This window comes from Saprospiraceae bacterium, from assembly GCA_016712145.1.
GTDB lineage: Bacteria > Bacteroidota > Bacteroidia > Chitinophagales > Saprospiraceae > Vicinibacter.
In genome coordinates, this window is record JADJRO010000001.1 from 2193745 (window position 1) to 2218196 (window position 24452).

Genomic DNA, 24452 nt, shown 5'->3' on the forward strand with positions numbered 1-24452 from the left:
TAACGACCACCATTATCATATCATATGAACTTTATGAATTATATGAACACAAATTAAAACAATACCCGGAAGCCTATCTTCAAATCATCCGAGATTGGTTCGAACGAAATTCTTTTACCAAAAAGGCTTAAACCGTTTGAAAACTTTTATCTTCGGCAACTGATAACCTAAACCTCAAAAGCCGTACCTCTAATAAACGATTAAATTGCCCCGAATATGGCTATAAACAAGTATTTCGTTCTAATTTGCTTTAGTTTGATCAGTCTTTCCATTGGTTTTAGCCAAGGAATTGCTGCTATACAAATAGAAGGGTCGGTCAAAATTTGCAAATCAAAAGAACCATCCAATAAAGCTAAAAATCTCCAATATGGCCCGGTTTACGATGATCAAAAAATCATTATATCCGGTAAAAATGCACGCGTTAAACTGGTAAAAAATTCAGGTGAAGTATGCGAAGTATTAGCACCGGGAACGCACTATATCAGCAGTCTGACATTTAGCAAACCTTCTGAAAATTCATTTTTAGGTCAGTTGGCTAATTACTTTATATCCTTTTTCGAATCGAATGAATCGTCTGAATCCAAAGAAAGTTATAAAAATTCAATTTATGCTATTTCCAGAGGTGAATTGGCAGCACCTGTTTTAGATTTTCCAATGACAGGGAAATTGCCGTCTGATTTTAATTCAATGGAATTTTCATGGAGTCATTCCTGTGATAGCTGTTGGTATAATCTTACTATTTACGAATTTGATACTAAGGTGAAAGTATTTAGTATGTTGACTCTTAAAAAGCAATTTAAAGTGCAGCAATTTTTAAATTATGTTAAACCCGGTAAAAAATATTATTGGAAGGTAGAAATACCTGGCTCCAATTTAGAATATGAAGCCAAACGTTTTGAAATTTCCGATAAAAGTGACTATTACAATCAAATAAAATCAATTGACAATAAATTAAAATCACAGCAACTTAGTTTACAATTAGTTCCGAAGACTTTATTTATCCAAGAAGAGCTTCTGCAACTGGATTTAGTAAATTATGCTGTATTATATGGAAAAGCCCAACAAATAAACAATCCAAATAATAAACAATTAAAGCAATTGACGGATGCGTTTTATTACAGCCAATTAAAAAATAATATTGGAAAGTAAATTAAAATGTCTCTCAAATCAAGCAATGAATAACAAGCAAATTAATATAAACTATATGATCTCCAATTTAAAACTGCAGATCGTTTCCATACTAATTGGATTGTTAGTAGTCGTTGGGCTCCCATTTGGTAATGCACAAAACAGGAGCTTATCAACCATGCCTTTGTTACAAGCAGATAATTTTACAAGCAGCCAGGTCGAAAATTTAAATAATACACCCGCTTATGACAGATGTCTTAAAATATACAATCAACTGGTTGCAGCAAGAGGGGATTTTAGGTTTCCTGTGCCCAGCCTAGTGCTTCGCAGAGAAGTAAGTAAAGTTGCAAGCATTGATTACGATCGATTGGAAATTATTATTGAAGAAAAAGCATATCAAGCTTGTGAACCCTATGGAGATGCAGCTATCGCATTTTTACTTGGGCATGAACTTACTCATTACTATGAAAAACATGCTTGGAGAAGGGGCTTTATATCTGAATTCAGCGACTTACAAATTGCCAAAGACCTCAGTAAATTGCAAGATCAAATCGCTTATGAAACTGAAGCAGATTACCTCGGTGGATTTTTAGCTTATTCAGCAGGCTTTGGTTTGTTTAATAAAGGGGGTGAAGTAATCAAAAACTTATACTTAGCTTATCAAGTAAAGGATCCAATACCTGGATATCCAGCCTTACACGATCGGATGGAACTCAGTAAAAAAACAAATCTGAAATTAAAACAATTGGTAGAACTATTTGATATGGCCAATTACCTTTCTGCGATCGGCATGTATGCTGAATCAAGAGAATATTATAAATACGTTTTAATGCAGTATCAAAGTCGTGAATTGTACAATAATCTCGGCATGTCTTGTTTTTTAGAAGCATTATCGTATTTCAAAAAAGAAGAATTGGTATTTCAATATGCACTCCAACTTGATTTGGAATCTACAGCTTCAAGAGGAGATGATGATATTTTGAGCATTCGCACAAAATTATTAAAGCAAGGAATTCAATATTTCGATGCTGCAATAAGTATGGATCCGGAATATATTCCAGCCTATTTAAATAAAGCCAATGTCTATGCGATTCTTGGGGATTCAGTTCGGGCTAAATTTTATGCTGAACAAGAAGCCCTGGTTTTGGCAATTAAGAAAGGAGATGCTAAAAGCATTGGAGACCTAAAAAATTTATTAGGAATTTTAAAATTGAAAGAAGGCGATCCTGTTAAAGCCGAACTTCTTTGGAATGAATCAATTGCTTTAGGGGGTGTTTGTGCAACTAACAATTTATTTTTACTAAAAAATGGCAAAGCTAAATCAATCAATAAACCCATTGAAAGTCAAATACCCGAAACAATTCAAGGAATGAGTCTGGATGCTATTGCAGAAAATTTTGAATTTGACCGATCATCTATGGTTTATTTGGATGGAGGCAATCGCTATTGTCACCAATTTACGGAAACGGATTCTTCGATGCATTCTCACTACTTTTTTAATAAATGTACTAAAGATATTAATGGTACCTATCAGTACATACTATTTAACAAATGCAATGAATCTTATACTGGATCCAGTGGATTAGGAATTAAAATTGGAAGTAAAATTGAGGATGTACTATTAAAATATGGTAAGCCCTTGAATGAAATTGGAACCAGTTCTGGTTTACTACTTATATATCCATCCATTTTATTTATTACTGACCGGGATCAAAATGTAGTATCCTGGATTAATTACGCAACGTATCTAAAATAAATTATTATACTTTTAAATCATTACAAAATGAAAAAAATTCTTCTTATTTTTCTTGGAATGTTTGCACTTAATTGCTTCATTTCAGCACAAGATGATAGCCCTGTAATTGTTGTTGCTTCAGAAGGTTCTGTAAAATACATTCCTTCCGATGGATCTAAACCTATTAAAGTGCAAGCTGGCACCATTGTAAAATCCAGTGGCAGCTTAAAAGTAAAAGACGGATCTAATGTGGTGTTATTGTCAAAAGGTATTTTTAAAACTGTAAAAAGTGAAGGTACCACAACCCTTTCAACCGCTTTTCAAAAACCAAAAGCTGAAAGTGCTTTAAGCTTTGATCCGGACTTTGCAGATTACATTCAATCTTCAGCTGCTTTAATTGCAAGTAAACAAGGAGCGGATGGTTGGGTATTGGGTAAATCCATCAATGGAGATGGCTGGTTGGCTGTTGACCCTTTACGCTCGCTGTGGACCCACTGCGCAGCAAAGATGGTTGGGGAGATAAAAAACCTCTATTAGAAAACACATTGCCATTTGGTAAACTTAGAGAAACGACCATTCCGTGCGCTTGTGCAGCTATTCCTGAAGGAAAAACCTGTACGGTTGAAATTTTAGATGGGGATCAAGTTGTGCAAACTACTGAGTGTTGCCAAAACGGTCAATGTACTGTTGACTTGAAAAAATTAAAATTAAAGAAAAATTTCCGTTATGCCTGGAGGCAAAAACTTGGCACTGGAGACAATGCATTGACCCAATCCGTAAATTTTATTGTATTGGCAAATGAAGATTATATGAACATTTTGAAACGCGTAAGAACTTCGAAAGTATATGCAAGCGGAAATCCATCTGTTAAAGGCATGATGGAAGCAGCAGCCTTCGAACAAGCTCAATTATTTACCGAAGCTGAAAACACGTACAATCGCTTGTTGGATGAAAATCCAAAAGATAAAATGTTGCAAATAAACAAATCTGCATTGCTTGTTCGAGTTGGAAATGAAGCTAAAGCAATGACCGTTATGGGTAAAAAATAAAGCTCCTTTAATTTCAATTCATTTCAAAAAAACGTTTCATTAATTCCTTAAAGGAACGTTTTTTTGAAATTTTAGTAAAGGCCTGGTCGTTAAGAATTGAATCCAGATCCTTGTACCCATTTTCTAAAGCCATGTTTAAATAATGAAGGCATTCCTTCTTGTTATTTTGCATGGCTTTTGATTTTGATAACAAATAATAGGTATTTGCATTTTTATTTTGGAGGGAATCGAGTTTATAAAGATGCATATCCGCTTTAGTAAATAATTGAATACTCAAATAAAACTTAGCAAGTTCTTCAAGTGCAAATTCAGAATTTGGGTTGTGCTCAAGTGCTTTGTTATAAAACAGTTCAGCTTCTTCAATTTTTTTAAGATTAAATTTAATTTCCCCTAAATTGATTAAATTATAAATATAAGTAGAATCCCTTTTGTGATATTGCAAAGCCATTTTTTCAGCCTCCGCATAATTTCCTTCGGTTGCATACATGAAAGCCAATTTGAAATAAGCATCTTTATATTCAGAATCTGCTTCCAAACAATTAATAAAAAAAGATTTAGCTTTCTGATTTTCCTTTTTTACCTGATACACATAGCCCAAATTATAATAGGATAACGCGAATCCACTGTCTAATTGGATGGCTTTTATTCCACAAGCTTCTGCTTTATCTAATTCATCCAATTCGACATAGGTTCCACATAAATTAGCCCAAGGCAGCGGCCAGGTTGGAGTCATTTTAACGACTTTTTCAAACTGTTCGACAGCTTCCTTGTATTTTGATAAGCGGCGATACAAAATTCCGATTTCATTGAAAGCAAAGGGAGCATTGGATTCCAGAGTCAGGCAAGCTTCCTGTTGCAACAAGGCTTGCTGAATCAATGCCTTGTTGCCTGTACGTTCAGATTGCAAACGCAAGTTGAGCCCTTCAAAATAATGTTGTCTGGCGCTTATCGTTGTAAAATAAAAATGTTTCTCCCCTAATAATTCAGCCGATTTTGTTAAATATTCAGGATAGCGCTCATAACGTATATCGTAAGACCATCTCTTGCGAAGTTCTACCGGGTCTGCCTTTAAATAATCATTAATTGCTTGTTGGGCATCATCTTGAAGGGCCGCTGCAAGATTTCGCTGCATAAGACCTTTAAATGCCATCATCTCAGGTTTATCTTTCAATTGCAGGAAATAATACCAGGCGCTGTTGTTTTCAGGATACAATAAACGATGCTCTCTTAATGCCATATTAAAACCTTGATACCAATGTTGAATCAATGTATCCGAACTGTATTCTAAAAAATCCAATATCCCTCTGTCGCTGCTTTGTTCCAATCCATTTTTTTGAATTTCAGATTTAAGTTCTGCGAGAATTTTAGGATCCACTTTGGCAATTAAGTTGGTTTTGTTCCCAACTGTAATTGGAAATTGGCTGTGTGGGGCAACGGCTGCAGGTACTTCGTCATCCAGGTAGCGTTCAATTTCCTGCACACTGACATATCCATCTTTATTGCGATCTGCTAAACCTTCAATTCCGTGTAGGAAATAATATGAAAAAACGCCTCGACCTCCACCCCAGGATTTTCCTTCCAATGAAAATTCATTTTCCTGACATGAAAGTATTTTATTTTCATTGGCATACTGCTTTGCCAGATTGGCTGCGGTAGCTCGAGGGCCGCCCTCTGTACTTCCTGCAAGTTTACCGGCACGACATGCATCCGTAATTACCAGCACTTTAGTTTTATTGGTTGTTGAAAGCGTTGCAATGATATCCTGCAAATTTTGTAAGGCAAACGTACCTCCAGCCATATACACTCTTGCTGGAGCGTCATAACAAAGTAAAAAACCCGGCTGGTTCATTGTGGTGGTTTCAACATCCCCGTGTCCGGAAAAATAAATGATGGCAACATCTCCTTCTTTACTTTCATCCATCAACCAAAACAAATTGCTAATAACATTTCCGGCTGTTGCTTTTTCATTTAAAAGCAATACCACATTTGCCGAATCTATTTTTAAACCGGATCGGTGCAATAAATAATTATAAAACGCTTCAGCATCCTTATGAGCAAAACTTAAATCCGGAATTTTAGAATTTTGATAATCTGAAATCCCCACAATAACTGCCCTAAAGGTCCCTGTATCTTTTTTTGTAATATTTGCTAAAGGTTTTACTCCTTTAATTTGAGGTTGTGCCCACATGCTAAGACTTGAAAAAATCAATAGTGAAAGCAACACCGTGCGACGATGAAAACTGGATGCCTTATGAAATAGACAAGATCGTTTAATATTACCCCCTGAAAAAAAGTCTTCCATTCAGCCTGAGTTGATTTTTAGTCCTTGAAGATACAAACTAAAACTAATAAAAGGCCAAAAATAAACTAATTATAGATAAACTGGAATTGTTCTGTAATCATCCCTTGATTATTTGTCAGGAACACCATGTTGAATGACTCAAATGAATAAAACCTGCCTAGAGAACTCGTTTGTTGTGATTGACAGGCTGGATCCAGTTCTCTTTGCATTTTTTGAAAATCTTGAATGCCTTTTGCATCTACTTTTTTCCTTATGATTGAAAGCAAGGGCACCTCTTTATTTTTAAACAAATAAATTTGTTTGTCTGCTTCTATTTTATATTTTAGCTCGAGCACATTTGGACCTGAATTAAAATTAATCAAATTGGCTTCTGAAAAATTTTCATTAAATAACTGCGTCTTATTTAAGTTTGCTTCAGCAGATGGTATACATGCGAATGGTTGTAAAAGCTGTTGCTTGATTTTATCTTTTTTCAAATGGTTTCTGTATAATTCCAAATTATAATTTGCATTTGATGCTAAATCTACCTGCTGCCTTGGAATACTTGAATTAAAATATCGCCTGGCACGTTTATTCTTTAGCAAGGCATAACTTATTCCAATCGCCTGATTAATTTGAAAATTATTTGAAGCTATTTTAGTGCTTTTTTTATTAAAAACCTTGTCAGTTTCATAAAATCGAACGGCTTCCTCCGGTTGATTCATCAAATTGTAGCAGCTGATCATGTGAATTTTAGCCGGAAGGTATGCCTGGTTTAGGCTAAGTGCCGATTCAAAACAGGTCTTTGCTTGTTTAAGCAATTGCATCCGTTTTTGCAAATCTTCAGAAGTCAGGTCTCCCCTTGACTTATTAAATTTTTTTAATCTGGAATTTTGATCCAGTTCTAAAGGATGTACATAAGCATCTGTTTCTTCATTGTAATAGCGCATTGCTTGCAATGCCAATGCAAGCCCTTTGTTGTTATAAATTTCCAATCCCTGGTAATATTGCAAAATATAATCGTAAAGACTTTGCGCCAATTCATATTCAGATTTTACTACCAGCCAATTTGCATTTTCAAATACCACTAAGAGATGTTGTAGTTGGGTCAATACCTTTTGAGCAGATTCAACCCGTTTATATTTAGGTGGATAAGCATCCATTGGCTTATCCTCAATATGATAGGTGTCGTAAATTTTTTCAATTAACCCAGAAAGAACCTGTTGCGTTGGATAACCTGAAAGGGTTGCAAGAAAGGATCCTTGTAAATCAGCAACTTGCTCTTCCCGTTCGTTTGGAATAAATGAACCCGCATAGTTTAAATAACTACTGGGAACCAATCCAAGATTTAAATCTTTATAAATTGCATGTGTTAGTTCGTGGCTAATAATAAATGCCAGTGCATTTAAGGAATCCTTTCCAAAGGAACGGCAAATTAAATACAAAGCATCCTCAATAAATATGGTATTTGAAGATGGAACGTATTGTGCAGCCAAGGATTTACTTGGTAGAATTATTAATTTAGGTTTCTGAATTTCAGGATATGCAGAAACTTCATAAAGTTTATCAAGAATTTTATTTGCAACTTGTTGCTTATACGTCTGAGGCTGACCCGCCCCACCAAAACAGAAAATAAAAACCAAATAAAAAATGGAACTCAGTTTGTGAATCGATCCTGGGTATTTGGACATCATTTTAGCTCTGCCAACAAACTTCCTGCTTTAGTAGCCATATCTGAATACGAGCTCTGAGACAATTCTCTCAACAAAGCCTTCGTGCCTTCAATATTACCGCCCGATTGCATATTAGACAATGCTAAATACCATTTAGACTCTTCTCTTAATTCAAAACTCCTGCTATTTGTCAGTGGAATCAACAGGTCAATTGCACTTGGGATTTCGTTTACCTGAATAAATGCCAATGCAAGATAAAAGGATCCAGGATCAGCAAGCACAGCTTGAGATTGTAAAGGCTTTAAAAACGATATCGTCTGACCATAATTTTTTTGTTGAAAAGCTTGCAATCCAAGATAAAGGCTGTCTTTATGCAAGGTATCTGAATTAACCAAACCGGTAGGTTGGTAAAAAGTTAGAAATTTAGATAGTAATTTCTCATCCACTTTATAATACGTAGCATATGTTATAACAGGATTTAACTTGGCATCCGGCTTTAAAAAAATATACGCTGTTACTAAAATCGCAATTGAAGCCGCCAAACCAATCCATTTCAAATTATTCGTATTTCCAATAAAACTTTTAATTACGTGGCTTCTATTAAAATATCCTTCATGCTCGAGCTGTTTATCATACGACTTTATTTTATTCTTTGTTAATTGATCTCCCCAACTTTCAATTCCCTCTAATAGCATTTGGTATTCCTTGAGTTCATTTGCCAATTCTTTATTGGTTATTAAACTGGATTCAAATGCAATTCGTTCATCTGCAGTCATCTCCTGATCGATGTATCGTATAATTTCAACTTGATATTTTAGGTCTTCATTCATTGCATTTCCATTTTATTGGTTCATGATACGATAGCCCGGTGAATCAACAATCATTTTTCGCATTCCTTGCAGGCACCGGTGCTTCTTAACTTTAATAAACTGCTCAGAATAACCCGTTGCGCCAGCTATTTCCAAGGCAGATTTTTTTAAATAGAATGCCAGATAAATAATCTGCCTGCATTCTTCGGTAATTTGATCCATGGTTTTACAGATTAAATCAATCAAACTGTCCTTTTCTTCATTTTGCTGAATTTCTTGTTGAGAACCATCTTTAATGGTGTCAATAAAATTATCATCCGGCATGCTTACTAGCTTCCGGTCGCGCAATTTTTTTAACCATAAATTTTTACAAATACCATATATATAGTTTTTTTCACTGGTTTCAATTTTAAAATCGGGTTTCTGAAGTTGTTTGTAATACACCAATGCCAATTCCTGAAACAAATCACGGGCATCCTCCAAGCTCCCACTGTTTTTCAAAATATGATTTTTAACATCATCAAAATAATGTTTGTATAAATTTTTTATGCGCTCATCCAATTCCTGGGTTAAGTCTTGCGCTTTAAATACTTGATAATGTTCTTCTACCTGATTCATTGTTTCTTATAAATCGAAATGTATATTGTAATTATTTACCACTTATTCTGTAGGATACTCCGAAAAAATATCCCAAACCATATTTCTTTTCTGTTGGAATTACACCATCACCGAGGACAACGGATTCTCCTACCTGAAGCCCGTTTGTCAATCGTTGAACTTTCGAAAACATCATGCCACCTGAAAGCAATATAGACTGACTACGGCCAACATAAACACCGGGGCCTACTAAAAATGTAATATTATCAACATATTCGCTATTGGTAACAGGAACTCCAATGCCTAAAGAAAGTACTGGAGAAACACTCCAATTAAAATCAAAGCTCAAATTAAATAAAGACGACAATACCAATGAATAAGGATCTGCATCCTGGGCAGCCAATTTATCTCCTTTCAAAAAATATCGCTTTGGCAATTGGTTAAAGCGGGTGCCGCTTAAACCCATGGTTGAAGTAAATGCTGTACTTCCATAAGTTCTAATTCGCACTTCTTTTGTTTTATATAAAACTTCTGAATAACCTGTAGCACTTGTTGTATCAGAAACCAACTGATACAATTGCAGCGTATAGATAATATAGCGTTCACGAACCGTTTCATAATGTGTAAAAACAAAATGATTATTATTTATTTCAATATACTTTAAATAATATTTTTGAATACTGGGAGTAAAATCTAATTTGCTGATAGTATCTCCAACTGCATTTTCTACGAGTTGATTTAAATTTTTAAGAGCCCCTTCATTTTGCGATTGACTCAACTCCACTTTTTTAAGCAAAGGATACAACTCATCAATTCCATGATCAGTGTTCTTTAAATTTACTAAAATTGAATTTAGTTGCTTGAATTTTTGTTCATAAGCTTGAATGCTTCCTTGTAAAGATTTTTGTAGGAACGGAATTTCCAATAATTTCTCATTTAAAGCAGGAATATCAGTCAATCCAAAAGAGTTCTTCCCATCAAGAAGAAAGATTTCATCAAAATAAGCCAGTACCAATTTCTTAATTTCTGTTGGAGCCAGGCTATTTAATTTACAAAGTGTATTAATAAAATCCGGACTGGTCTGAAGCACGGCTGCAGCTTTTTTTCGCTTGTTAATTTCAAGAATAGCCATATTGATTGCTGCTTTTTCCTGCTCCATCGATTCCAATTGCTTTTTAAAATTTTCAAGATCTTCCAATTCACCACGAGCGGCTGTTGTTCCTTGCAAACCAGTTAGACTTGACAATACTGATCCAAATACAGGAATGTTAAAAAAGGAAGACCGGCTCCACCTCCTGCACCCGGCATTAAATTGCCTAATATTCCAGGTAACAAACTTTTAAAATTCGAAGAATCCTGGCCAAAAACACTGCTCTCAATTTTATATTGCGCTACTTCAAAATTGGCTTTGTAAATATAATTATTGTATTCCTGTAAATGGAAATACACTTGTTTTCCTTTTTTTACAACAGGATCATCGATGCCTTTACCATTTTTCATATACCAGATGCTGTCTTTATGTACATCATAATAGATGTGTAAATCCTGACTATACATCCGGTTTACAAAAATCACTAAAATAAAAAGTATATTGAACTTCATATAAATTTGATTTATTCGTAGATTAAAAAACTTTCTTTGTTAATATCAATTTCTGAACTTCCGAGATTAAGGACCCGACTGCCTCTGGTTCCGATGACTTCATCAGACATTGTTTCTTTATATAATTTTTCAAATGGACTTTGTTCAATTCCTCCGCGTGTACCAAAAACGGCTCTCAAATCCATTGGTTTGTCAGATGCAATTAATTTGAAAACTTCATTTCCTAATGGTGGTCCAATTTCCCAAGTTTCTTTTATAAATAATTTCTGATCGGGTGTTATTCTAAATTCTTCGGGAGTCTGAGATTCGTTGGGCACTATTATTTTAGAAATGTTATCAGGTTGAATGTCAAAAATTGTAAAATACGCTGGCTTAATTCCGTTGTTAATAACTATTATATGAAAGGAATCACCCACTTTTAATTTTTTTACACCAAATGAATCGGGCATCAATTCTTTTAATTCATCGACATTTGTAATATTCCTGTTTGTTTTTGTTGGGATGATTTTAAAACTCAATTTTAAATCCTGTCCCTGTAATTCAAGTTTTCTAATAAAACGTCCCTTTACATATCTCTTAATCGTGTTTATATAATTCTTGAATTTAATTTCTCCAGCAGAACCAATTTCTGTTGTATCCAGATAATAATTGTCAAATGTTTTTAAGTAGATAATTTTAGGATTCAACTCATCTTGTTCAATACTTAAATCCGAACCTTCTTGTTTAAACTCGATAAATGGTAAAACTCCCAATTTATCTTGAATAGATTTGTTTAATGTCGGGTCTTTTACTAAAATTCGCATACTTATTTTGGTTTCGCCCATACTTTTTTCCAAAACAAATACCCAGGAAGTTTTTAATACTTCCGGATTTATACTACTATCTAATTTGACTTTTGATTGGGCGGCTTTGCTTAAAATGACTGTTCCAGTAACTAAGGGCTGCGCTTTTTCAATATCGCGGGTATCTATTGGATAAAATCCCACTTTTGAATTTTCAAATAAATTATGCAATTGACCTGCATTGATTAAAACCTGATCTGGTCCAATTACACTTAAGACTTTATAATATTCTGCATTTGCTAAGGCTTTTCCGTTTAATACTTCCATGTCCAAATCCCCTTCTGCTTGTGGATTTTGCAAAGGAGCGATGCTTGCCATTTCATTTCTAATTTTATCAAACAAACCCCTATAAGAAGTTTCCTGCCCGATTTGCACCAGATTTTTTGAAAAGGCATAAGACAAGGAGCCATAACTCACTTTTTTGTCATCGGTCATTTCGTAGTTAAGCTGGTTTTGTGCTGCACCAAAAAAAGCAACGAATGGAGCCAAGCCAGTAGTACTCGCCTGTTCCGTTTGCTTAAATTCTTTAGTTAGACTTTTCTTGTTTAAATTTTCTGTATAGTTTTTTGAAGCCATCACTTCGGTTGTTCCTCTGGCTAAAGCCGACCCACGGGTTCCGGTTCCAGAATGACAAGCATCCAGAAGCACAATTAAATGACCATTCGGTCCTAATTTTTTACGGACATCCGTCAAGGCACCGTTTAGTTCGTCGTCAGATATTAATCGCTCTCCTTCGTATTGACCCTCAACGTATTTTTTCGGTGAATCAAAAGGCACAATGCATTCATCCAAACCATCCACTTCGTCGCCATTTTTATCTTGCATTTGTTGTCCATGGCCTGAAAAGTGAAAATAAGCGATATCCCCTTTAGACAATTTACCAGTAAAATCGACCTTAATCATTTTTAAAATATTGGCTTTGGTCGCCTGATCTTCTGACAATTCAAGGATGTTTTCCTTATTAAACCCTTGAGCCTGAAGCGATTCACGCAACAAACCCAGATCATTTGATGAATTGATGGTTGCCCATCCACCTTGCTCCGGATATTTTCCGATTCCAATCAACAATGCCTTTTTAGTCGCCTTTTGCCCTTGGGATTTTACTGAATTCAATAAACATAAGCCAAGAATGGCGATTATAAAAAAGGATTTACAAAATCTAAAAGACATATTTATTGATTTATTAACTAGTACCCTGGCTATCCTAATGGTTATCAGTTTTTGTTAGCTGGATTAATTAAAATTAAGTTTGAGACGTCTAAAGTATTACAGAATTTTAAGTATTGCCCAGTTTGGTTAAAATTAGCTTTAATTGGCTGTTTTTTGACATGTTTTTAATCTTTTTCAAGATTTTTGAATGCATCGTTTCGTGAATTTGGGCTTTTAATTTGCCTACCTTCGCATGTTCAAAATTATGAAAAAAAACGTAATGATATTAGGCTCCGGTGGCAGAGAACATGCCCTGGCAGCTAAAATCAAACAAAGCCCGCTGTTGGCAAATTTATTTACCCTGCCTGGAAACCCAGGAACCGCCTCATTGGGAATGAATTTACCGGGAAATGCCTCCGATTTTGATCTCATTAAGCAGCATATTCTTGATTTTAATATAGATATCGTGCTTTGTGGACCTGAAGTCCCATTAGCGAATGGCTTGATGGATGTCATTTTAGAAACTGACTGGGAGGTAAAACCCATTTTAGTAGGACCCACTAAAATCGGAGCACAACTTGAAAGCAGTAAGGCGTTTTCGAAAGAATTTATGAAACGACATCATATTCCAACTGCTGCATACAAAACGTTTGAGCTAGAAAACCTGGATGCAGCTTTGGACTACATTCATGAATTAACACCCCCCATCGTTTTGAAAGCATCCGGATTGGCAGCAGGTAAAGGAGTGGTAATTTGCGATGATCACATAACTGCGGAACAAGAATTGGTTGAATTGTTGAAAGGTCGATTTGGAGAGGCATCCCAAACTGTGGTAATTGAAGAATTTCTAAAAGGGATTGAATTTTCTGTATTCATACTCACCAATGGAAGTCAATATATATTACTCCCGGAAGCCAAAGACTACAAACGAATCGGAGAAGCTGATACCGGTTTAAATACAGGTGGGATGGGAGCCATTTCACCAGTAGCTTTTGTGGATGATGCCTTGTTGACAAAAGTTCGGGATCAAATTATTCAACCCACTTTAAATGGACTCATGGAAGAAGCCATTCCATATAAAGGATTTATCTTTTTGGTTTAATCAATGTAAATGGCGATCCGTTTGTTATCGAATACAATTGCCGGTTGGGTGATCCTGAAACGGAAGTTATTATGCCCCGTCTAAAAAATGATTTAATCCACCTGATCCAGGCTATGGACGAACATACTTTAAACGAAATCACTGTCGAAACCACTCCAGATTATGCGGCAACCATTATGTTAGTTAGTGCTGGGTATCCTGGAACGTATATAAAAGGTAAAGAAATTCAATTACCTGTTTTATCTGACCCGGACCAAATGATTTTTCATGCAGGAACTAAAGAACAAGACTATAGCTTGAAAACAGATGGCGGTCGGGTATTAGCTGTTAGTTCGTTGGGTAAAACGATTACAGAAGCAGTTCAAAAATGCAATGAAATTGCTGAACATATACAATTTGAAGGCAAATATTACAGAAGAGACATCGGAAAAGATCTTGAAACTTTTTTGTCTTAAATTCAATTGATGAATTATCGGGTCAGTCAACTTGCTGAAATTTTAAATGTAAAAGATTACAATCGTGCTTTATCCGATGTTAAAATTTTACATGCTGAAACAGATAGCCGTTATATCATGCATCCTGAATCATCTGCTTTCTTTGCACTGCAAGGAATTCAGAAAGACGGTCATGCATTTATAAACGAAAGTATTGAAAAAGGAATTCGGGTATTTATTGTAAGTAATTATGATCCTGTATTCGATGATAGACTTTGTTTTTTAAAAGTAGCGAATGTATTGCATGCGCTTCAAAAACTTGCCAGTTATCACCGTTCAAAATTTTTAATACCCGTCATTGGGGTAACTGGCAGCAATGGGAAAACAATTGTAAAAGAATGGTTAGCCAGTTTATTGCAACCTAAATTTCAAATTTGTAAAAATCCTAAGTCTTATAATTCGCAACTAGGTGTTGCATTATCTGTTTTAGAATTAAACGAAGAACATGAATTAGCAATTTTTGAAGCTGGGATATCCACTGTTGGAGAAATGGATACTTTGCGTGAAATGATTCAACCCACTTTGGGCATACTTACCAATATTGGTGATGCACATCAAGCCGGATTTTCAGGGATCGATGAAAAAACGAGAGAAAAATTAAAACTATTTGAAGGTGTTCAAAAATTAATTTATTGCAAAGATTATGAAAGCATAGACCATCATCGTAAAAACCATTTAAATAATTTATGTTGGTCTCAAAAGCTTCAGGCTACGGTTCAAATTCAAAGAATAAAAAAAACAAATACCGGAGTTCAAATTGATTTATCGTATAATCAAAAAACCTATTCGTTTTCTTTAGCCTTTAGAGATGAAGCCTCCCTTGAAAATAGCATGCATGTTTTGATCCTGTGTATTGATTTAGGTTTAACTGAAATTGAAATTCAATCCGGACTTGATCATTTGCATAATTTGAGTATGCGATTGGAACAAAAAGAAGGAATTAATGGATGCATATTAATAAATGACAGTTACAGTTTGGATTTAAAGTCACTTCAATTAGCATTGCAATTTGTAGATCAACAAAATCAACAATTGGCCAGGACCTTGGTTCTTACAGATTTTGCTGAGCAAAAAAATCCAGCGGAGCTTTGGAGTTCTGTTGCCTACCTTTTAGAAAAATACAAAATACAAAAATTAATTGGAGTAGGTCATGCCATTCGAAGTATTCAAAAATACCTTTCTAAAGATATTAAATCCTATTTTGTCAATACAACGGAAGCGCTGTTAGAAAATTCAAATTTATTTAAACTGCACCAAGAACTCATCTTAATAAAAGGAGCACGAATTTTTAAATTAGAAGAATTTTTTCAACAACTCAGTTTATCGAAACATGACACCATTTTGGAAATTGATTTAAAATCAGTAACCCATAATTTGCATGTATATAAATCTAAACTTAAACCGGAAACAAAAATAATGGCCGTTGTAAAAGCTGCTGCATACGGAAGCGGTCATTATGAAATTGCACGCTTATTGGAGCATAAAAAGATAGATTACCTGGCTGTTGCATATCCTGATGAAGGCATGCTTTTACGCCAAAAAGGCATTCAATTACCCATTTTGGTAATGAATACAGGTACCAGTGATTTTAATAGTTTATTTGATTTTAGATTGGAGCCGGAAATTTTTTCAATAAATCAATTGCAAAGACTAATCCAGGAAGTTGGTAGAGCTACCCCTATAAAAATTCACCTCAAACTTGATACTGGAATGCACCGTTTAGGTTTTTTAAAACCGGATATAGAGGATTTGTGTAGTATAATAAATCAAAATAAACAAATTCAGGTTGTCAGTATTTTTTCGCATTTGTCAGCCAGCGACCAGTTTTCTTTTGATGATTTTACAAGAGAACAAAGTCACCTATTTCAAGAAATGGCAAATTGTATAATTGATACGCTTGGATACAAACCTTTGTTGCATTTATTGAACAGTGGCGGTATCGCAAGACATCCCGATTTGCAATTTGACATGGTCCGATTGGGTATTGGACTTTACGGAATCGATAATGATCCAGAATTGGCTAAAAAGCTTGAAAAGGTTCATACCCTCAAAACCCGGGTAAGCCAAATAAAATCGTACACGCAGGGAGAAACGGTCAGTTACAACCGCTCAGGGAAAATTATAAATCCCAGTAAAATTGGGGTCCTTTCCATTGGTTATGCCGATGGTTTGCCGAGAATTGCAGGGAGCCGGGCTTATCGACTTTACTGTGGAAGGATTGCAGTTCCTTTAATTGGTGTTGTTTGTATGGATATGTGTATGGTTGATTTAAGTGCTGTAAACCAGACCTATGATGGGATGGAAATTGAAATTTTTGGTAAAACCAATCCCATTGAAGAGCTTGCGAGAATTTCCGATACCATTCCCTATGAGATCTTATGTGGCATTTCTACCCGTGTAAAACGGGTATTTTTGCAGGATTGAGTAGGGGAATGGCGAAGAGGACAAGAGGACAAGAGGAAAAGAGGAGAAGAGGAAAAGAAGACTGAAAGGCTGATTGGCTGCATGGTTGAGAGGCTGAAGTTTGGAGGCTAGAGGTTAAAGGATCCTTAAGCCTATTAGCTTATTAGCTTAAAAGCTTATCAGCTTTTTTGACTTCTGACTATTGACTTCCCGGTTTTTAGCAATTATACCTTTAATATTACGTTAATACGGCATTTCAGCACCCAATAAAATAAACTATAAACGTATCTACTGCTTAATTTTGACCGTTTTTAAACTAAAAAATATGAGATTTATAAGCTACCTGTTTTTATTGTTAATTCCAGTGATTGGCCAATCACAAGATAAAGATCCTGTTCTGTTTACTGTTTCAGGTAAAGAGGTTCGGGTTTCTGAATTTGAGTATATCTATAGTAAGAATAACCAAAAAGAAGCTGATTTTAGTAGGAAATCCCTTTTGGATTATTTAAACCTGTACACTAAATTTAAATTAAAGGTTCAGGCAGCCCGGGATATGGGTGTTGATACCATTCCAGCCCTTATTAAGGAATTAGAAGTTTACCGCCAACAACTGACAACCAATTATCTGAATGATCGGGAAGTTACGGACAGACTAGCCAGAGAAGTGTATGAACGTCAAAAAAAGGATGTTTTGATCAATCATATTTTATTTAGCTTAAGTCCAAATGCAACGGGAGCGGATACGATGAAGTCTTATGAATTAGCAGCAAATGCAATTAAGACCTTAAAAAATGGTGTTCGGTGGGAAGATGCTTGTAAAGTTTCTAATGATATGAATTCTGCACAAAAAGGCGGTCGCCTCGGATGGTTTTCCTCTATGTTTCCAGACGGATTTTATGATCTTGAAAATGCAGCCTATTCCTTAAAGCCTGGTCAAGTTTACCCGAGCCCAATTAGAACAAAACTTGGGTTTCATGTGCTCCGTTTGGAATCAGAACGTCCTGCCTATCGAAGAATGGAAGCCGCACATATCCTTATTAAAAAATCTTCACGCTACAATGCTGATTTAGTTGCTCAATCAAAAGCAGACAGCCTTTATAAAAAAATAAAAGAAGGACAGAGTTTTGAAGAACTGGCCAGAACCCTAAGCGATGATAAAACTACAGCTCCACAAGGTGGCAACATAGGTTACTTTGGAATTAATCAATTTGAACCTGCTTTTGAAGAAGCTGCATTTAAACTAGCGAAAGATGGGGACGTCAGCCTGCCAGTAGAATCCAGCATTGGTTGGCATATTATTAAAAGATTGCATAAAGATGAGGAGATTCCTTATGAACGAGCTAAACGTAAAATTCAGGCTGACATTCAAAGAGATCAACGATTTGCTATTGCACAAGCTACATTAATTGAAAAAATAAAAACAGAATCCGGATACAAGGAAAATAAAGAAGCATTGATGCGATTTACCAATGCAATGGATACAAACTTTTTTACTTATAAATGGAGAATACCAGACAGTTTGGTGGATGAAAAATTATTCTCATTGGGTAATCAAAACTTCGGAACGCGTGATTTTGCTGAATATGTAAAAACAAATACCCGTCAACGTTTACAAGGAGGTGACCAAAAAGATGTTTCAACTACATTAAAAAATATGTTGAAAGAATATGCTTCTCAAAAATGTCTTCAATTTGAAGAAGGAAAATTGGAAGATAAATATCCAGACTTTAAAGCCCTTATGAGAGAATACCGTGAAGGCATATTATTATTTGAAGCTACAAAAAATGTTGTATGGGATCGCGCTTCAGAAGATACCACAGGCTTGAAATTGTATTATGAAAAAAACAAACAAAACTATAAATGGGATGAACGGGCTGTGATTCATGCAATCAGTATCGATACAACCAATAAAAAACTTGCAGACGAAATTTATAAGTTTGCTAAAAAGAATTCAATCAATAAGGTCTTAGCTAAATTTGATGTAGAGAAAAGGTATATTTCTTTTCAAAAATTGATTGCCGAGAAAAAATCACCTGATAGTTATAAAGGAATCGGCTTTACTCAAGGCAGTATGACTGAATTAAGCCTTGATTCAGATTTAACCAGTTATTCATTCCGTAAAGTTGAAGAAAATTTACCTGCTGGTATTAAAACTTTGGATGAAGCACGTGGATACATTATTGCAGATTATCAAGATCATCTTGAAATGCTTTGGGTTGAAGAATTGAAAAGCAAATATCCCGTAAAAGTTAACGAAACTGTTTTCAACAGTTTGGTAAAAAATTAATGATTGCATGGATGAACGCTGGTTTTTTTTAAAGTTCCTTTCATTTATAGCTATCATAAGCTTGATAGGGGCTTGTAAAAAATCAGCAGACCCAACCGATGATGATGCGAATCCTGTAATGATTCGTTATAATGATCATGAATTAACACGTTCTGAATTAAGCGAACAGGCACAACAGACTTTTTCACCAAAAGACAGCATTCAGCTTGTAAATAATTTTATAGAGAAATGGCTTAAAGATCAAATCATGGTCAAAGAAGCCCGAAAACAGCTTACGAATCAGGATGAAATCAATCAATTGACTGAAAAGTTTAGAGACGAATTACTTCAATTGAAGTTTGAAGAAAAAATCCTCCGTGAAAAATTAGATACAACCATTTCAGAACAGGAATTATTAGAATATTATCGGAGCAATAAAGCTAAATATAAATTAGAAAGTACGATTTTCAGGTTTGTACTCTTAAAAATAAATAAACCGGTTGCAGAATCTAAAACGCTGGAGAATTTATGGAAAAATATCAACCAGGTAAATTTGCAACTGTTGAATCTATATTGCCAGAATAATGCTGACATCTGTTATTTAAATCCTCAGAAATGGTATAAGTGGGATGAAGTAAAACAACATTTGCCTTCAAAATTTATATCTGAAAATACCATTCAATCAGGCATCACACGTGATTTTGCAGATTTTAATCATAGCTACCGGGTTCGATTTTATGAAGTGGTCAGACCGAATCAAGAACCGCCCCTATCCTTTTTTAAGGATCAGGCAACGCAAGCCATTTTTCATCAGCGAAAAATTAAATTGCTGGAGAAAATAAAAAATGAGCTTTATGAATCCGAATTAAAAAACAAACACATCCAGTTTCTCAACAAATAAGTATGAAGGTATCAAAATTCATTTTTTTATTCCTATTGGTTTTCCAGTTTAGTTTTAATCTATACGCACAATCCAAAACAATTGATAAAATAATAGCTAAGGTTGGTGGTGAAATTATTTTATATTCTGATTGGCAAGAACAAATCAGCTTTATGAAAAATAAACAAGGGGCTTCATTGGATGATCCCTCCTGTTCCATTTTGGAAAATTTATTGATTCAAAAATTTATGATCAACCGAGCCAAAGTGGATAGTATTGAAATTAAAGATGAAGAGATTGAGCAACAATTAAATGCGAGATTGGAACAGATTTTAGCTTATTTTAATAACGACTTCCAGAAATTTGAAGAATACTATGGTCAAAGTGTTGCTGATACAAGAGAACGATTTAAAGAAGATTTGAAAAATCAATTGCTTGCAGAACGTCTTCAGAATAAAATTATCGGAGAGATTCGCGTAACCCCTGAAGAAACGCAAGCTTTTTTTGATAGAATTCCAAAAGATAGCATCCCCTATTTTAATTCCGAAGTTGAGATTTCTGAAATTGTATATAAACCAAAAATTAATGCCGCTCAGAAAAAAGCTGCTAAAGAAAAGCTAGAGAAAATTTTAATGCGGATCCGGAATGGTGAAGATTTCGGTAAAATTGCCAGTTTAGTATCAGACGATGTGGGTTCTGCTAAAAATGGAGGTGCTTTGGGTTGGATGAAAAGAGGAAGTCTGGTGCCTGAATTTGAAGCAGTGGCTTATAACCTTGAGAAAGATTCGATTTCAGGAATTGTAGAATCAGAATACGGATTACACATCATTCAATTGTTGGAACGCCGCGGAAATTCCATTTTAAGCAGGCATATTTTAATTAAGCCCAAAGTTGAAACTGAAGATTTAAAATTAGCGGAACACTACTTAGACTCTATCCGAAATCTAATTATAAAAGACAGCATCCCATTTGAAACAGCAGTGCGCTATTTTTCAGATAAGAAAGCAGAATCTTTTAACAATGGCGGTCAATTATTAAATCCAAAAACGGGAACCGCAACTTTTGAAACGGGTGATTTAGATCCCGATGTATTTTTTGCAATTGATGGCTTGAAAGTTTTAGATATATCAAAACCCTTTGTTTCCACAGATCTTGATGGCTCAAAATCATACCGGATTGTAAAACTGCTCTCTAAAACAGCACCACATAAAGCAAACTTAAAACAAGATTATGCTAAGATTCAATCCGCTGCAAAAGATTTTAAAAAGAATATGAAGTTTCAAGAGTGGTTGGGCAACAATGTCCCAAAAGCATATATTGAAATTGACCCGAGTATTAAAGCCCTTTGCCCAGAGGTTGGCAGTTGGATCCTTTCAGAATAAATTAGTTGATTTATAAAGCCAAGGAATATTAGCCTTAGGGGCTTCTAACAAATTGCTTTGGATAAAAAAAAAAGAGATCGGTTTATACCCCCCAGCAAACCGATCTCAAAAATTGTCTCGTATCCAATTCTTTGGGTACGCGTCCGGTTTTCAAGCGGACATCTAGTATTATGCAGAAATCTTGCCAATTTTAGTAGAAATCAAGTTTTTTTTACATATTTACCCATTCTAATAAATTTACAGCATTTAAATCATTGATTATCAGTTTATTATTATTTCTAAAAAACTCGTATTTTAAGTTCTTTGATTATGTAATTGCATTTCAAATTGTTTAATGTGAGGGATTAAATGTTTAGAAAAGGACTGATTTGAACTGCATTTGAAATTGTTCCGCATTCCAGAAAGGAGTGCCAAAACACGACTTTAGCAGATCAGAAAATGATTCATTTAATTTATAGAATTAGAATTCATGTCTGATTCCCTTTATATAAGGTGGGGCCTTTCCCTAAATGTCAGAAACTGCTCACAATTTGAGTCAATTTGACAGTTTTTATAGGATGGCACAGGCTTTGACTAGCTCAGTTATAACTAAAAACCTAATATCATGCAATCCGGTAGAATTTCAGTCCAAACGGAGAATATATTCCCCATAATTAAGAAGTTTCTTTATTCTGAACAGGAGATTTTTCTCAGGGAGTTAATTTCCAATGCGGTTGACGCAACAACGAAACTAAAAGTTCTTTCTTCAAAAGGAGAAGCAAAAGGAGCTTTGGGCGAATTAACAATTGAAGTCGTTATCGATAAAGAAGCCGGCACGCTAACCATCCGGGATAAAGGAATTGGCATGAATGAAGAAGAAGTTCAAAAATACCTGAACCAGTTGGCTTTTTCTTCTGCTGAAGAATTTATCAGCAAATATCAAGGGGAGGCCTCTATTATTGGGCACTTCGGATTGGGTTTCTATTCAGCATTCATGGTTTCAGATCGAGTTGAAGTTGTAACAAAATCATATCGTGAAAATTCCGTTCCGGTAAAATGGACTTGCAATGGCGATACCGAATTTACTATTGAAAACACCGATAAAGCTGCGCGCGGAACTGATATTATACTGCATCTTTCAGCAGACTGTAAAGACTATTTAGAGCATACTAAAATTGAAAGCCTGCTCGAAAAATTTTGCAAATTTTTACCGATCCCCATTCAGTTTGGAACAAAAAAGGAAACCATTAAAGAAGGTGAAACTGAAAAAGAGATTGAAACAGCTCATATTATCAACAACACCGATCCCCTTTGGAAAAAGACCCCGGTTGATTTAACAGATGAAGACTACAAATCCTTCTACAGTGAACTATATCCTTATGCAGAAGAACCTTTGTTCTGGATTCATTTGAATATTGATTTTCCTTTTAATTTGACAGGTGTACTTTATTTTCCTAAAATCAGACAAAACTTTGAAGTTCAGAAAAATAAAATTCACCTTTACAGCAATCAGGTTTTTGTAACCGACGATGTAAAAGAAATTGTTCCAGAATTTTTAATGCTTTTACATGGTGTAATTGATTCTCCGGATATTCCATTGAATGTATCCCGATCGTATTTACAGGCAGATAGCAACGTTCGAAAAATATCAGGTTACATCACCAAAAAGGTTGCGGAAAAATTAAGTGAACTGTTTAAAAAAGATCGAAAGGACTTTCAAAATAAATGGACAGACATCAGTACATTCGTAAAATACGGATTGGTATCCGATGAAAAATTTGCTGAAAAAGCCATGTCCTTTACCTTATTGGAAAATTCAGATAAAGACTGTTTCACTATAGAAGAATATAAAGAAAAAATAAAAGATACTCAGAAGGACAAAGACAATCGCCTGGTAGCATTATATACGAATGATTTAAAATTACACTATCGAAGTGTTCAAAATGCAAAAGAACACGGTTATGATGTATTGCTATTAAACAATGTACTGGATAATCACTTCATTCAGCATTTGGAAATGAAAGCTGAAATGACTTTTAAGCGAGTCGATTCAGATACCCTAAACCATTTGATAGATAAAGGAGAACAAACAGAATTGGTGTTATCGGAGAGTGAACAAAAAACCATTGAAGAATTATTTAAATCTTTATCGACCAATAAAGCCAGTAAAACTGAAGTCAAATCCCTTTCCCCGAATGATCCTCCCGTACTCATAGTAAAGCCAGAATTCATGCGACGCATGACAGAAATGCAATACATGATGTCAGCCATGAAAGGAGATTCAGAAGACAATCCCTTTTTAAATCACTTTGAAAGTGTAATCAATGGAAATCATCCGCTGGTCTCCCAAAAGATTCTTTCAGAAACGGACCCGGAAAAACAAAAGGAACTTGCCGATTACCTGTTTAAATTAGCTCTCCTCGATCAACATATGTTGCAAGGAGAAGGTCTGCATGATTTCGTTAAGAAAAGTTTGGATCGGGTCTAGCTAAATTCCATATAAAATTCACAGCTAAATAAATTTCAATATTTATTTGAAATCAGCAAGTTTGATTATTTTTAATCTAAAATAAAAAGCGATGTTGGTTCAAAGACTGCTAAATATATTATTACTTATTAGCTTTTCTTTTTGTTATTTGGAATGGCCGGGTGATCATTCTACCTTTTTCTATCAACTTGAGTTGACGATATTGACTAAAGAAGGAGACCTATTAAATACGCTGACCCATCCACTGATTCTAACTGGCATTCTCAGCCAGCTAATTTTGTTGATTTGTATAGTCTATCCAAGGCCTTTAAATAAACTCAACGGCATTGGAATTCTTGCCTTGTCTTTGCTGGTGCTCTTTATATTATTGGTGGGACTCTTAGGTATGAATTTTAAAATAATTGCTTCCACAATGCCCTTTTTACTACTAGCGGGATATTATTTTATCAAATACAAACCTTTTAGTAAATCTATTTAGATTTTATGAAGAATATTCGTATCAATTACAAATAATGAAAGAATTTCGCCACGAATGCACGAATTAAAGACGAATGAAGAAATTATCTTTTGTGTATTCATTCGTGCATTCTTGG

The 24452-nt window shown here is 34.9% G+C and carries 17 protein-coding genes and 1 pseudogene; 11 read left to right on the top strand and 7 right to left on the bottom strand.

The annotated features are described in order from the left end of the window. Window positions 1-216: 216 nt before the first annotated feature. The 4 genes from IPK91_09245 to IPK91_09260 are packed head-to-tail and all read left to right on the top strand — an operon-like array spanning window position 217 to window position 3912. Window positions 217-1149: a hypothetical protein gene (locus IPK91_09245; GenBank protein ID MBK8297443.1), complete on the top strand. Its 933-nt coding sequence runs from the start codon at window positions 217-219 to the stop codon at window positions 1147-1149. Between the two features lie 25 nt (window positions 1150-1174). Beyond that, window positions 1175-2884 (top strand): hypothetical protein, encoded by a 1710-nt coding sequence (locus IPK91_09250; GenBank protein ID MBK8297444.1) that lies wholly within the window; start codon window positions 1175-1177, stop codon window positions 2882-2884. Between the two features lie 27 nt (window positions 2885-2911). Further along, a complete protein-coding gene (locus IPK91_09255; protein ID MBK8297445.1) occupies window positions 2912-3400 on the top strand; it encodes a hypothetical protein in 489 nt (162 codons plus the stop codon). Then, window positions 3349-3912, top strand: coding sequence for a hypothetical protein (locus tag IPK91_09260; GenBank protein ID MBK8297446.1), 564 nt, complete (start codon window positions 3349-3351; stop codon window positions 3910-3912). The genes IPK91_09255 and IPK91_09260 overlap by 52 nt, the downstream gene beginning before the upstream one ends. A 13-nt stretch (window positions 3913-3925) precedes the next feature. On the opposite strand, the gene IPK91_09265 is transcribed toward IPK91_09260, so the two are convergent. The 7 genes from IPK91_09265 to IPK91_09295 all read right to left on the bottom strand — a co-directional run bounded on the left by IPK91_09265 (window position 3926) and on the right by IPK91_09295 (window position 12886). Next, entirely contained in the window at window positions 3926-6214 is a 2289-nt protein-coding gene (locus tag IPK91_09265) for a caspase family protein (protein MBK8297447.1), read from the bottom strand. 65 nt (window positions 6215-6279) lie between these two features. Beyond that, on the bottom strand, window positions 6280-7887 hold the full coding sequence (locus IPK91_09270; protein ID MBK8297448.1) for a hypothetical protein: 1608 nt from the start codon (window positions 7885-7887) through the stop codon (window positions 6280-6282). Next, complete coding sequence (locus tag IPK91_09275; protein MBK8297449.1) at window positions 7884-8696, bottom strand: hypothetical protein; 813 nt, start codon at window positions 8694-8696, stop codon at window positions 7884-7886. The genes IPK91_09270 and IPK91_09275 overlap by 4 nt, the downstream gene beginning before the upstream one ends. A 12-nt stretch (window positions 8697-8708) precedes the next feature. After that, on the bottom strand, window positions 8709-9293 hold the full coding sequence (locus IPK91_09280) for a sigma-70 family RNA polymerase sigma factor (GenBank protein MBK8297450.1): 585 nt from the start codon (window positions 9291-9293) through the stop codon (window positions 8709-8711). A gap of 31 nt (window positions 9294-9324) precedes the next feature. Next, a complete protein-coding gene (locus tag IPK91_09285; GenBank protein MBK8297451.1) occupies window positions 9325-10518 on the bottom strand; it encodes a hypothetical protein in 1194 nt (397 codons plus the stop codon). Beyond that, complete coding sequence (locus tag IPK91_09290) at window positions 10506-10874, bottom strand: hypothetical protein (GenBank protein MBK8297452.1); 369 nt, start codon at window positions 10872-10874, stop codon at window positions 10506-10508. The genes IPK91_09285 and IPK91_09290 overlap by 13 nt, the downstream gene beginning before the upstream one ends. An 11-nt stretch (window positions 10875-10885) precedes the next feature. Beyond that, complete coding sequence (locus tag IPK91_09295; GenBank protein MBK8297453.1) at window positions 10886-12886, bottom strand: caspase family protein; 2001 nt, start codon at window positions 12884-12886, stop codon at window positions 10886-10888. Between the two features lie 244 nt (window positions 12887-13130). On the opposite strand from IPK91_09295, the pseudogene purD reads away from it, so the two are divergent. From purD to IPK91_09330, 7 genes and pseudogenes are all read left to right on the top strand, one after another. Further along, window positions 13131-14422: pseudogene (purD, locus tag IPK91_09300) on the top strand (phosphoribosylamine--glycine ligase). 9 nt (window positions 14423-14431) lie between these two features. Next, window positions 14432-16885: a bifunctional UDP-N-acetylmuramoyl-tripeptide:D-alanyl-D-alanine ligase/alanine racemase gene (locus tag IPK91_09305; protein ID MBK8297454.1), complete on the top strand. Its 2454-nt coding sequence runs from the start codon at window positions 14432-14434 to the stop codon at window positions 16883-16885. A gap of 304 nt (window positions 16886-17189) precedes the next feature. Next, window positions 17190-19151 (top strand): peptidylprolyl isomerase, encoded by a 1962-nt coding sequence (locus IPK91_09310; GenBank protein MBK8297455.1) that lies wholly within the window; start codon window positions 17190-17192, stop codon window positions 19149-19151. Window positions 19152-19158: 7 nt separating this feature from the next. Continuing rightward, window positions 19159-20031, top strand: coding sequence for a hypothetical protein (locus IPK91_09315; protein MBK8297456.1), 873 nt, complete (start codon window positions 19159-19161; stop codon window positions 20029-20031). Window positions 20032-20033: 2 nt separating this feature from the next. Then, on the top strand, window positions 20034-21392 hold the full coding sequence (locus tag IPK91_09320; GenBank protein ID MBK8297457.1) for a peptidylprolyl isomerase: 1359 nt from the start codon (window positions 20034-20036) through the stop codon (window positions 21390-21392). A 604-nt stretch (window positions 21393-21996) separates the two neighbouring features. Next, window positions 21997-23859: a molecular chaperone HtpG gene (gene htpG / locus IPK91_09325; GenBank protein ID MBK8297458.1), complete on the top strand. Its 1863-nt coding sequence runs from the start codon at window positions 21997-21999 to the stop codon at window positions 23857-23859. Between the two features lie 91 nt (window positions 23860-23950). Continuing rightward, window positions 23951-24337: a hypothetical protein gene (locus tag IPK91_09330; GenBank protein MBK8297459.1), complete on the top strand. Its 387-nt coding sequence runs from the start codon at window positions 23951-23953 to the stop codon at window positions 24335-24337. The last annotated feature ends 115 nt before the right edge of the window (window positions 24338-24452 follow it).